Annotated in this window: 11 protein-coding genes; 1 reads left to right on the forward strand and 10 read right to left on the reverse strand. The window is 41.1% G+C overall.

Annotated elements, in window-relative coordinates; translation table 11 throughout:
- Position 1: 1 nt before the first annotated feature.
- From chbC to nlpE, 3 genes are all read right to left on the reverse strand, one after another.
- A complete protein-coding gene (gene chbC / locus P3L37_RS14795) occupies positions 2-1,360 on the reverse strand; it encodes a PTS N,N'-diacetylchitobiose transporter subunit IIC (protein ID WP_036957985.1) in 1,359 nt (452 codons plus the stop codon).
- A gap of 115 nt (positions 1,361-1,475) precedes the next feature.
- Entirely contained in the window at positions 1,476-1,796 is a 321-nt protein-coding gene (locus P3L37_RS14800) for a PTS sugar transporter subunit IIB (protein ID WP_004908810.1), read from the reverse strand.
- A gap of 371 nt (positions 1,797-2,167) precedes the next feature.
- A complete protein-coding gene (gene nlpE, locus P3L37_RS14805) occupies positions 2,168-2,824 on the reverse strand; it encodes an envelope stress response activation lipoprotein NlpE (RefSeq protein ID WP_109911812.1) in 657 nt (218 codons plus the stop codon).
- A gap of 271 nt (positions 2,825-3,095) precedes the next feature.
- On the opposite strand from nlpE, the gene rof reads away from it, so the two are divergent.
- Positions 3,096-3,359, forward strand: a complete 264-nt coding sequence (gene rof, locus P3L37_RS14810) for a Rho-binding antiterminator (protein ID WP_004908806.1) — start codon at positions 3,096-3,098, stop codon at positions 3,357-3,359.
- A 63-nt stretch (positions 3,360-3,422) separates the two neighbouring features.
- On the opposite strand, the gene tilS is transcribed toward rof, so the two are convergent.
- From tilS to lpxA, 7 genes are all read right to left on the reverse strand, one after another.
- Entirely contained in the window at positions 3,423-4,775 is a 1,353-nt protein-coding gene (gene tilS / locus P3L37_RS14815) for a tRNA lysidine(34) synthetase TilS (RefSeq protein WP_109911810.1), read from the reverse strand.
- 13 nt (positions 4,776-4,788) lie between these two features.
- Entirely contained in the window at positions 4,789-5,676 is an 888-nt protein-coding gene (locus P3L37_RS14820; RefSeq protein WP_042851536.1) for a DMT family transporter, read from the reverse strand.
- Positions 5,677-5,821: 145 nt separating this feature from the next.
- The gene (accA, locus tag P3L37_RS14825) at positions 5,822-6,781 is read right to left on the reverse strand and encodes an acetyl-CoA carboxylase carboxyl transferase subunit alpha (protein WP_222959899.1); all 960 of its coding nucleotides are present in this window, start codon (positions 6,779-6,781) and stop codon (positions 5,822-5,824) included.
- Between the two features lie 12 nt (positions 6,782-6,793).
- Positions 6,794-10,276, reverse strand: coding sequence for a DNA polymerase III subunit alpha (gene dnaE, locus P3L37_RS14830; protein ID WP_004908794.1), 3,483 nt, complete (start codon positions 10,274-10,276; stop codon positions 6,794-6,796).
- A gap of 11 nt (positions 10,277-10,287) precedes the next feature.
- Positions 10,288-10,881: a ribonuclease HII gene (gene rnhB / locus P3L37_RS14835; RefSeq protein WP_109911807.1), complete on the reverse strand. Its 594-nt coding sequence runs from the start codon at positions 10,879-10,881 to the stop codon at positions 10,288-10,290.
- Positions 10,881-12,032 carry a lipid-A-disaccharide synthase gene (lpxB, locus tag P3L37_RS14840; RefSeq protein ID WP_109911806.1) on the reverse strand — a complete coding sequence of 384 codons (1,152 nt, stop codon included), beginning with the start codon at positions 12,030-12,032 and terminating at the stop codon, positions 10,881-10,883. Before lpxB ends, rnhB begins: the two co-directional genes overlap by 1 nt.
- Positions 12,033-12,076: 44 nt before the next feature.
- Complete coding sequence (gene lpxA / locus P3L37_RS14845) at positions 12,077-12,874, reverse strand: acyl-ACP--UDP-N-acetylglucosamine O-acyltransferase (RefSeq protein ID WP_004908785.1); 798 nt, start codon at positions 12,872-12,874, stop codon at positions 12,077-12,079.
- Position 12,875: the final 1 nt, after the last annotated feature.

The following is a 12,875-nucleotide window of genomic DNA, read 5'->3' on the forward strand; positions in this document are numbered from 1 at the left end:
TTTAAAATTTAAGTGCGTTAGCAATATCTTCTTCACTTTCTTCTTCATCAATTGTGTTTTGTGCTTTATTAGAAATCACAACAAATGGAAGATAAACGAGTACGGCCACACCAAGGTTAAATAATGCAAGTAATAAAGCGGCAATACTACCATTTGTATTGAAGAATGCAGCTAGCCCAGTAGGCATCGTCCATGGTGCAATATTCGTCACTGGCGGGATAATCCCTAGATAATAAGCCGCGACCATTATTCCCGCCAATAAAGGCTGAATAAGAATAAATGGAATAAACATTACTGGGTTCATAATAATGGGTAGACCAAAAATAATCGGCTCATTAATTTGGAAAATACCCGCTGGTAATGCTAATTTCGCAACCTGACGATGATCGGCACGGCGTGATGCAATAAAGATAGCAATAATTAATCCTAATGTAGCACCGGTTCCACCTAAGAACACATAGGAATCAAGCATCGGTTTTGCCCACATATGGAAAGACTTACCCGCAGCAATCGCAGCGTCAACTGAGCCATATTCAGCATACAAAGACACGTTTTCCAATGCCCATGGGGTCATTATGCCACTATCTAATGCGGTTAATGCGAGAGAACCGTGAATACCAAAGAACCATAGTAGAGACGTAAATACAACATATGCCCAACCAACAACATTCCCCATAGAAGCAAGTGGTGTTGATACTGTATCCATTATAATTTGATGGAAGTTACTACTAATACCGCTTAATGCCCACGACACAATTCCCATAATGGATAAGATAATAAAACCAGGAATAAGTGCAGAAAATGAACGAGATACAGATGGAGGTACGCTATCGGGTAATCTGATCACCCAATTACGGCGAACAATAAAAGTGAACATTTCAGCAACGACTAGCCCTAGAATGATCCCTGAAATGATATTTGCCCCACCGAGCCAGTTAGCACCAACAGCATAAGCACCATTGACGTCATAAGGTGTTACTGTCATGAAAGATGCAACGGCTAACAAACCAGCCGCTAGAGGATCCACCTTACGTTCTTCCGCCAGTGCCATTGCAATAAAAAAAGGTGCCATTAAGGACATTATCCCCAATGTCCCGTTATAAACATTTCCACCGATGGCTTTAAAGCCATTTAGTGTTTCTATCGTTGAGGGTTCTAGTCTAACGCCCAAAGAATAGAAAAAAGACCCTGTATCAAAACTCAGAAAAACATTATTAATTAGCACAAACATTGCCCCAACTAATGTCAGAGGCATAATTCGAATAAAACCATTCTTTATTGCATTAACATGAGGTTGCTTTCCCAATCTAACTGCGAATGGAAGGAGAACCTTTTCAAGCGAAGTGATAAAAAGACTCATAAAATTACCCTCAATTTTTTTGAGTGTGCTCCATTCTTAACTAATTACGTTGTATTAATAGCGTTCATGTCGATGGAGTTATTATGTTGTAGAGGTAGTAAATAGCTTTTTGATACTAGCTTGCCGATTGTTGTTTTATGATTGCAACAGCGACTTTTAGTACACCAAGCCCATCCACTTTTCCGTATAAAAGTGAATCAATAACTTCAACTGGCTTATTAGGTAATAATTTCTGAATATCCGATAACATCCACGCGATTTGCGGGCCCAGCAATATTACATCCGCATCTACACCCTTCTCTGAAGCTAAGCTTTCAGGGAAGGCTTCAATATTGACAGGTACATCATATTTTTCTGCTTGCTGTCTCATTTTGTTAACTAGCAGTGAGGTAGACATACCTGCAGAACAAAATAGATAAATATTTTTCTTATTCATTCCTTATCCTTTAATTCGTTCTATTTTTTATTACCGCTGTGACTTATAAGTTTTCTTATAGACTTATCATATAACTCAGCCCTACACGCTAAAGAATATAATTATCTCTAGTTGAATTGAGTATACTGCCTTCCCAGCCTTTTCGATAATTCAAACTGAGCAACAATTGTCTCCTATTGACCAGCAGCTATGACGACCTTCACATTTATATAAATATTTTGCGTCAATAAAAAAGTTATACTGATGTCAAATAATGATAAGAAATGAATTAAAGATAGAGAATACGAGGCGTTAGTCGATAATTTAGGAGTCCGAAAGAAAAAGACCCACTTCAACTGAAGTGGGTCTTTTAAGAAAGGAAAAAATACGAATTAGTTACAAGAAGCCGATTTGTCGAATTTAATTGTACCTGTTGGTACTAATGCTGAGTCGAACTGACCATCTTCCATTGAAGGACGAATGGTATAATAACCTTCAATTTCAGCGTAAACTGGCGTACCACCATCTACACCCGTTTCTCCATACGCTTTTTCTAATTCGATACCAGAAGCTGCATATTGACGACCACTAGCGCACTCTGTGAATACAGCTGCATCTGCCATATAGCGGTATTGCCCCACTTTTTTACTTGGCTTAACTTGGTCTAATGTATAATTCATCTGTGTTTCAATCGGGTTACCATCTAAATCCAGTAAGGTCATTGATTGGCCATCTGCTGATTGAGCAAAATAAGTGCTCTCACCTTTAGGATTAGTTGCACGTAATTTATTATTTTCTATATTCCATTTACCAGTATCATGGAAAGCAGTATCACCATCTTTCGTTCCTAAGTAGACAAGCTGCTCAACATAACTACCGTCTTGGTTAACTAACAATGTCGCCTCAATACCAGAGCAATCTGCACAAGGTAAAACGCCTGTATATACTTTATCGACTGGTGCTGCATCAATATTTTTTGTCGCACTCTGACAGCCAGCTAACGTAATGCTTCCAACCGCCATTAAGACTAACATTAGTGATTTTTTCATTATAATTCCCTTAAAACCATGTGTTTTAACTTATTAACCAATATAAACATCATAGCATTTCATCTAATAAAAATATGGTAAACATAAGAAAATTCGGACATTACTGATAAAATACGTTATGCATTGATTTGGTGAATAAGAATTGTCTTTTTCCCAGTGCTGTGATTATAGTTATTAAAGTTACTGTGCTATTATCGTACTAAGCACATTTTTGCTTGGTACAACATGTTCAAGGCGGCAATAACCGCCACTAACACAGTGGTGAGGGAATATGTCTACAGATACTGAATATCAACCTATCAATTGTGATGATTACGAATATCTAGAAATCGCATGCCAACGTCAGCTAAAATTGCAAATAGCACTTAATGACGGCGTGAATATTGAGGGGCAGGCCAATGATTTACTCCTACGAAAAAAAGTTGAGTACCTGATTGTTGAGACACATGAAGGAACCAAGGAGTTAAGATTGGATTGCATAATTTCCTTCAGTCATCCAGAAATCGGCACGATTGTTGTCGACCACTCTCACTAATACTCGCTATTTTGAGTCCTTCTATGGCCCCTTATGGTAATCACAGTCATAAGGGGCTTCTCATTAACTCAACACCTTAAATTCACTCTCTTTTTGCCAATCAATAGCAATACCAAGAGTCGCTTCATCAGCCATTCCTTCAGGAGTAATAAAACACCCCACCGCAGTAATGAGCTGGTCGTTATAATAAATTAGAGGCACTCTTTCTCTCATCCATGGAGCTACTCCTAATTCTTGCCAGATCTTCTTACTGCTTCTGGAACGATGCCGTCCTACAATATTGAGCGTGCCTTGCAGCCCAAAACGAACCGTCACATTTTCATGTGAAAATGGTGGACGTATTTGCCCCTCACCTTCCATAATTTGTAAAATTCCTAAGGATTCAGGTAACTCAAAAGCCTCGGGATAAATCCATTCAAATTGTTGATTAGCTAAGCTATTAATGCGCTTAACAACCCACAACGCACCTTGATAACGGCGAATTTCGAATTGCCCTAAACGGCAAATAGGATCCGCATCCTGCCGAGCTAACGCCACTTCTTGCCAAATACGTTCCAATTGGTTAAATGGTGGCATTGGTAGCTGATGCAGACCAATCCAGCGGCGAATAAGTGCATTGCGTTTTGCTGATGAACAGGCTTTCAAGTCATCAATAAATAGCCCCCCTCGATAATCCATCATTTCATCAAGGGAATCCTTTAATAACTCATCAAGTAATGTTTCTTGCTCTGCACATAACGCTGCACTGCGGGCAACTGCACTCGAAAAATGCGGCCAACGCTCAGTCAAAACAGGCATGATATTCAGGCGTAAAAAATTTCTATCGTAACGATCATCTTGGTTACTATCGTCTTCAACCCACGATAATTGCTGCTCTTGCATATAAGCTTCTAGCGCTATACGGGGTGTTGAGAGTAATGGTCGTAGCAGCGATGTTGAACCGCAACATGCTGAAAACGCTAATTGTTCAGGCATTGAAGACAACCCTGCTGGCCCACTACCACGCTTTAACGCTAACATGAAAGTTTCTGCTTGATCATCAAGGTGTTGAGCCGTAACTAGCACCTCACCTTCTTGTAATTCTTCTCGGTAAGCCTGATAACGGGCATCTCGTGCCGCTGCTTCAATACCTTTTTGGCTTGAATCAACCACTACGTGTCGGCAAATGAAAGGAATGTCCCACTGTAAACACAATTGAGCACAATGCTGCTCCCATTCATTTGCTTTTCTATTCAACCCATGATGAATATGAATAGCGCGAACCTCTAATAGAGGAAGCTGTTTCTTTCGAATAAGATAAAGTGCATGTAATAAAACTGTTGAGTCAATACCACCACTGAATCCCACTAGAATTTTTTCGATACCGCTTATTTTATTAAGAACCCTATCAACAATGACTTGCGAATGCTGTGACATTTATTCGCCCTTCTCACAACTTCTGACTTTGGCTCTTTGCGCCAACACACAGAACACCAGAAATAATTACCAGTAATACCCCTATTGCATACGCAATTTCAAAAGCATCATTTAAGATTAACACTAACCAGAGCACCGATAATACGGGAGACAAAAATACCACAGAAGCTATTTTCGCCGAGTGCCCTGTATTCATCGCCTTGAACCATAAAATGTAAGACACCCCGTTGATTAAAATACCATTAATCAACGTTGGCCAAAAAGCCGCTTTTGAAGGTAATCGCATTTCACTAAACAGCATCAATAAGACAAAAGAAGTCAGCGTTGAAAAAATAAATAACCATACAGTACTAATATAGGGGTCAATCGAATATTGACGGGAGAAAACTGACATTAGGGCAAAGCAAAACGCACCACTAAAAACCAGTAATAACGCTGTTGGGTTTTCAACATGTAATTGCGTAATTTGCCCTTTGGTAAAAGTAATAATCACCGCAATAAAACCGATTATGATACCAATTATTTGTCTTCCAGCTAATTTGTCTTTTAGCAATACTACTGATAACAAGATAATAACTAATGGCCAACTATATTGAATGACCAATACCGCTATACCATTCTCAATGGAATATCCGTAGTACAGCAACAAATAGAATAAACAGTCAAGAAAGCCAAGAACAAAGACTTTGACTAATATATCTCTTGGCAAAATAAACAGTTTTGTCAGTCGATAGCCTGAAGCAAGAGCAACAATAATCACAGATATCGCAGATATTACGTTCGACCAGAACAGGAATTGAAAGCTGTCCATGCCTTCTTGCCCAAAACGAGAGACAATAGGAATAAAGCTCCATATCAACACGCAAGTAAAAGCATATAGCAAATAATTATATTGTCGCACCCTAGTCCCTATCTATAGTTATTTTCAGCAGATGAATAATTTAAATCAAAACACTCGGTTATCATTAAAAATGACTAGCTTAAAAATAAAAACGGGAGCTGGCAAAAGCAAACTCCCGTATTTATTAATGATTAGCTGTTAATGATTAACAATAACCATAGTCCATCAGGCGCTGATAGCGACGGTTTTTCAATGCTTCAGCATCTAATAATTCTAATTCCTCTAAGTCCTCGGTTAGGCGTGCTTTTAGCTGTTCTGCAATTTCATCATAATTACGATGTGCACCGCCTAATGGCTCAGGAATAACATTATCAATTAATTTCAGTTCTTTAAGACGTGGGGCGGTAATCCCCATTGCTTCTGCTGCTAATGGTGCTTTATCTGCACTTTTCCATAGAATAGATGCACAGCCTTCTGGTGAAATAACAGAATAAGTGCTGTATTGCAGCATATTGACTTTATCACCCACACCGATAGCAAGTGCACCACCAGAGCCACCTTCACCAATAACGGTACAAATGACTGGGACAGATAAACGTGACATTTCACGTAAATTACGTGCGATAGCCTCTGACTGACCACGCTCTTCAGCACCAACTCCCGGATAAGCACCTGGAGTATCAATAAAGGTGATAATAGGTAAGTTAAAACGCTCAGCCAGTTCCATCAAACGCAGTGCCTTACGGTAACCTTCTGGGGCTGGCATACCAAAATTACGACGGATTTTTTCTTTTGTCTCACGCCCTTTCTGATGCCCAATAATCATGACTGGACGACCATCCAAACGCGCCATTCCACCGACAATGGCTTTATCATCTGCATAAGCGCGATCCCCTGCTAATTCTTGGAAATCAGTAAAAATGCGATAAATATAATCCAATGTATATGGACGACGTGGGTGACGAGCGAGTTTAGCTATTTGCCAAGCCCCAAGATCAGAGAAAATTTTACGTGTCAGTTCAACACTTTTTTCACGTAAACGAGCAACCTCTTCATCTAGGTTAACTTCTAAGTTGTTATCTTGACGGCTAACCGCTGTTAGAGAATCAATTTTCGCCTCTAATTCCGCGATTGGCTGTTCAAAATCAAGAAAATCCAGACTCATAATATTCCTATTTTAGTCAAATTCTAATTCTACCTGCTCACTACCCAGCAGAGTTCGAAGATCGTTCAAAAGGGGATCCACTGGCGTCACACGCCAAACAACACCAAATTTAAGCTTGGCTCTGGCATCATCCTTCTGGTAATACAGATGAACCGGGATCGTTCCTGAACGATGAGGTTCAAGAGTACTGCGAAGCCGGTTCAGCAATTGATCGTTAATTTGTTTATCTGACAGTGAAATTGCAAGTCCTCGTGCATATTTTTCCCTTGCTTCACTAATATCCATTAACTCACGCACTGTCATTTTATTACCACCATTGAAATCATCAAAGCTGACCTGACCGGTGGCTATCAGGATATTGTCTTTTTCCAACATATGTTGGTACTTATCGAGTGCATCTGAAAATAACATAATATCCAGACGACCGGAACGATCATCAAGCGTACAAATCCCTATTCTATTTCCACGCTTGGTTGTAATCACTTTAGCTGAAAGTACTAAACCTACCACAGTTGTTACTTGACCACGAGGGGTGGGGTTCACATCTTTTAATCTAAGCCCATTAGTATAGCGCTCTATTTCGCTCAAGTATCGCGTTATTGGATGCCCTGTTAAATATAAACCAAGCGTCTCTCGTTCACCATCCAATACTACTTGCTCTGGCCATTTAGGTACACTTGCATATGAACTTTCAACTTGTTCAGGTGCTTCAGCTAGTACACCAAACATATCTGCTTGGCCTATTGCCTCTGCTTTAGCATGTTGGTCAGCTGCTTTTAACGCATCCTCAAGGGAAGACATCAACGCTGCACGATGAGGGCCTAATCGGTCAAATGCCCCTGCCATGATAAGCTTTTCCATCACACGACGGTTAATTTTTTTAATATCAACTCGCGCACAAAGGTCAAAAATCTCTTTAAAGATGCCGCCTTGTTGACGAGCTTCAACAATCGCTTCGATCGGGCCTTCGCCGACTCCTTTGATTGCACCGATACCGTAAACTATCTCACCTTCATCATTCACATGGAAGTGATAAAGCCCACTATTGATATCTGGCGGCAATACTTTTAAGCCCATTCGCCAACATTCATCAACTAAACCAACCACTTTTTCCGTGTTATCCATATCCGCGGTCATAACTGCAGCCATAAATTCAGCGGGATAGTGCGCTTTTAACCATAATGTTTGATAAGAAACTAAAGCATAGGCAGCTGAATGCGATTTATTAAACCCATAACCGGCAAATTTCTCTACCAAGTCAAAGATTTTCATTGATAGCTCGCCGTCTACTCCGTTTTTAATTGCACCTTCTTCAAAAACAGAACGCTGCTTCGCCATTTCCTCAGGTTTCTTTTTACCCATCGCACGACGCAGCATATCCGCACCGCCAAGCGTATAGCCAGCTAAAACCTGAGCAATCTGCATAACCTGTTCTTGGTATAAAATAATCCCATATGTGGGCTCTAGAACAGGTTTTAATGATTCATGTTGCCATTGTACATCTGGGTACGATATTTCTTCACGACCATGTTTACGGTCAATAAAGTTATCTACCATGCCTGATTGCAGTGGCCCGGGACGGAACAATGCCACCAGTGCGATCATATCCTCGAAGCAGTCGGGGCGTAATCGCTTAATTAAGTCCTTCATTCCACGGGATTCTAACTGGAATACCGCTGTGGTTTCTGAGCGCTGCAGCATATCAAAGCTTTTTTGATCGTGTAGCGGAATAGCTGCAATATCAATCGGTTCTAAATTTTTCTTAGCTCGACGCGCGTTGATCATTTCCAACGCCCAGTTAATGATCGTCAACGTCCGTAAACCAAGGAAGTCAAACTTCACTAACCCCGCATATTCGACATCGTTTTTATCGAATTGTGTGACAGGGTTATTACCTTCCGCATCACAATAAAGCGGCGCAAAGTCAGTAATTTTAGTTGGAGCGATAACCACCCCACCCGCATGTTTACCAGCATTTCGTGTGACACCTTCGAGCTTACGCGCCATATCGATAAGCGCTTTAACCTCTTCATCAGCCTCATAAATTTCAGGTAGCTGTGGTTCTGCTTCGAACGCTTTTTCCAGTGTCATACCGGGGTCTGGCGGCACTAATTTTGAAATTCTATCAACAAAACCATATGGGTGCCCAAGTACGCGCCCCACGTCACGGATAACCGCTTTGGCGGCCATCGTACCGAAAGTAATGATCTGTGAAACAGCGTCACGCCCATACATTTGGGCTACGTGATCAATCACTTGGTCGCGTTTTTCCATACAGAAATCGACATCAAAGTCAGGCATCGAAACACGTTCCGGATTCAAGAAACGCTCAAAAAGCAAGTCAAACTCAAGCGGATCAAGATCCGTAATTTTAAGGGCATAAGCAACTAAAGAGCCCGCACCGGAACCTCGCCCCGGCCCCACAGGTACGCCATTATCTTTTGACCATTGGATAAATTCCATCACGATCAAGAAGTAACCGGGGAACCCCATCTGATTAATCACGTTAAGTTCAATTTCCAGACGCTCATCGTATTCAGGGCGTTTTTCCGCTCGTACTTTTTCGTCTGGGAATAAAAACTCGAGGCGCTCTTCTAACCCTTCTTTTGACCGCATAACCAAAAAGTCTTCGGTTTTCATATCCCCTGTTGGGAATTGCGGTAAGAAGTATTCACCAAGGCGAATCGTGACGTTACAACGCTTAGCAATCTCTACACTGTTTTCTAACGCTTCAGGGATGTCAGCAAATAGCTCACACATCTCTTCTTCGGAACGTAAATATTGCTGAGGGCTATAATTTTTAGGCCTTTTCGGATCAGCTAATGTAAAACCATCATGGATAGCAACACGTATTTCATGGGCGTCGAAATCACTACTTTCAATGAAGCAAACATCATTCGTTGCAACAACAGGCAAGCCTTTTTTAGTTGCTAACTCGACAGCCGCATGCAGATAACTTTCTTCATCTGGCCGCCCTGTTCTGACTAATTCTAAGTAGTAGCAATCTGGAAAATGCGTTTCATAGAATGCAAGGCACTCATCCACTAAGGCTTGATTACCTCTTAATAGACATTGCCCGACATCCCCTTTACGGCCACCAGAGAGTAGAATCAAACCATCTTTGTGCTTAGCCAGCCACTCACGTTTAATTGTTGGTCCAACCGCACCATAGCCTTTTTGGTACGCTTCAGAAATGAGTAGGGTAAGGTTTTGATAACCTTCATTATTACGTGCTAAAACAGTTAAGTGAGATATTTCATCACCCAATAGTTCACTTTCCACATAAAAATCAGCACCAATAATGGGTTTGATCCCTGCACCATGTGCTGCACCATAAAACCGGACTAGCCCACAAAGGTTAGTAAAATCGGTGATCGCAAACGCAGGCATGCCCATTGAAGCCACTTTTTTAACCAGTGGCCCCGTTTTGGCTAGCCCATCAATCATGGAATAGTCACTGTGAACACGTAAATGAATAAAACGAGGTGATGCCATCGACCTAATACCTACTTATTGCTGTCTAAAGCTCTTCTCACTGGAGCAAAGCTTTTACGATGGAATTCGGTTGCACCATACTGCGCCAATTTTTCTAAATGATACGCGGTTGGGTAGCCTTTATGCTTCGCAAAGCCATATTCAGGAAAGGTTTTGTCCAATTCGACCATTTCCCTATCCCTAATCACTTTAGCTAAAATGGATGCTGCACTAATTTCTTGTACTAGGCTGTCGCCTTTAATGACTGCTTGTGAAGGCATTGGCAATTTAGGACAGCGGTTGCCATCAATTAAAACATACTCAGGAACAATAGATAAACCCGCAACGGCACGCTGCATCGCTAACATAGTTGCATGTAATATATTTATGTTATCAATTTCTTCTGGTTCTGCGCGACCAATGCACCAACACAGCGCTTTTTGTTGGATTTCATCAAATAATTTCTCACGTTTTTTTTCGGTGAGTTTTTTTGAGTCTGCCAGCCCTGTAATTGGGTTATTGGGATCAAGAATCACTGCCGCGGTCACTACAGCTCCAACTAGCGGGCCTCGACCCACTTCATCAACACCAGCGATTAAATTTGCTTTTGGATAGATAAATTCCATTAATTTTTGACCATATCTAATACCGCTTCAGCAGCTTGTTTATCTGCATCACAACGAATAAGCTGATGTAATTGTAAAAAAGTTTGTTTCAGGTTTTCAACCTGTTCTCCACCATCTAGGAGAGGAAGCAACTGCTGTGCGAGTTTATCAGGCTGGCATTCCTCTTGTAGTAACTCCTTCACAATTTCTTTTTCTGCTAACAAATTAGGCAAAGAAACATACGGCGTTTTCACTAACCGTTTAGCTAACCAGAAAGTGAAAGGTTTCATACGATACCCCACCACCATTGGGCATTTTGTTAGCATACACTCAAGTGCTGCTGTTCCTGATGCTAACAAAGTCGCATCTGCTGCAATCATTGCATCACGAGCCTGACCATCTAAAATATGGACTTGCAATTCAGGTGCGGTATTTTCTTTTATCTCATCAAACTGCTGGCGGCGTTTTTCATTCACCAACGGCACCACAATATGTAAACCAGGGATATTGCGTTGTAATATTTTCGCTGTATTGAGAAAATCTGCGCTTAGCATTTCGACTTCTGAATGACGACTTCCTGGCAGTAAAGCCAAACATTTAACATGCTCAGGAATATTCAGCCGATGTCGAGCGGCTTGTTTATCAGGATGTAATGGAATGGCATCCGCCATTGTATGCCCGATAAAACGGCAAGGAACATTAAAACGGTCGTAAAATGCTTTTTCAAAAGGTAAAAAAGCTAATACTAAATTTGTTGAACGACCAATTTTAAATACCCGCTTCTGGCGCCATGCCCAAACTGATGGGCTAACGTAATGAATGGTTTTGATACCTTTCGATTTTAAGCGCCCCTCTAGGGTAATATTAAAATCAGGGGCATCAATCCCAACAAAAACATCCGGCTGTAGTTCAGTAAAACGCTGGGTTAAATCCTTACGAATGGATAATAGCCGAGGTAGACGGCCAAGGACTTCAACAATGCCCATGACAGCAAGCTCTTCCATTTCATACCAAGCTTCACAACCTTCCGCTTGCATTAATGGACCAGCAACACCAACAAAGCGAGCATCTGGTATTTGCTCTTTAAGTGCACGGATAAGCCCAGCACCGAGAATATCACCAGATGTTTCTCCGGCAACAAGGCCAATAGTAAGTGGGCGGCTATTATTCACCGAAATTCGCTCCTTATTAAAGGCCCAGATTCATTAATACTAGATTAACGAATAATACCACGTTTAGACTGTGCTGAATCCTCTAAGAAATCACTAAACACTTTAACGTGTTCATTGGCTTTTGCCGCTTCCGCGATTTCTTCACGTGCTTCTTCTAATGATTTACCTGAACGATATAACACCTTGTATGCATTACGAATAGCATGTAGTGATTCTTTTTCAAAACCACGGCGTTTTAAACCTTCAAGATTTAAACCAAATGGTGTTGCGTGGTTACCCTGTGCAATAACATAAGGTGGCACGTCTTGTGCAACACCAGAGCAACCGCCGACCATAACATGAGCACCAATTTTACAAAATTGATGAACTGCGGTCATACCACCAATGATGGCATAATCACCAAGTGTTACATGGCCACCTAAAGTACCGTTATTTGCAATAATACAACGGTTGCCAATGATACAATCATGGGCAATATGCACATTCACCATCAGTAAATTATCGTTGCCCACTTTTGTCAGGCCAACATCTTGAACTGTACCACGGTGAATAGTTACGCTTTCACGAATACGGTTTCTATCCCCGATTTCAACTCGTGTTGGTTCACCTTGATATTTAAGATCTTGGTTAATCTCACCAATGGAAGCGAACTGGAAAATCACATTGTCACGGCCTATTTTTGTATGGCCATTAACGACAACATGAGATTTCAACTCAGTACCTTCGCCAATTTCGACATTCGCGCCAATATAACAAAAAGGGCCAATACGAACATTGGCACCGATGATAGCTCCATCTTCTACGATAGAGGATGGATGAATATAGGCTGTATTATCAATCATA

Source organism: Providencia sp. PROV114 (genome assembly GCF_032704305.1).
Lineage (GTDB): Bacteria > Pseudomonadota > Gammaproteobacteria > Enterobacterales > Enterobacteriaceae > Providencia > Providencia rettgeri.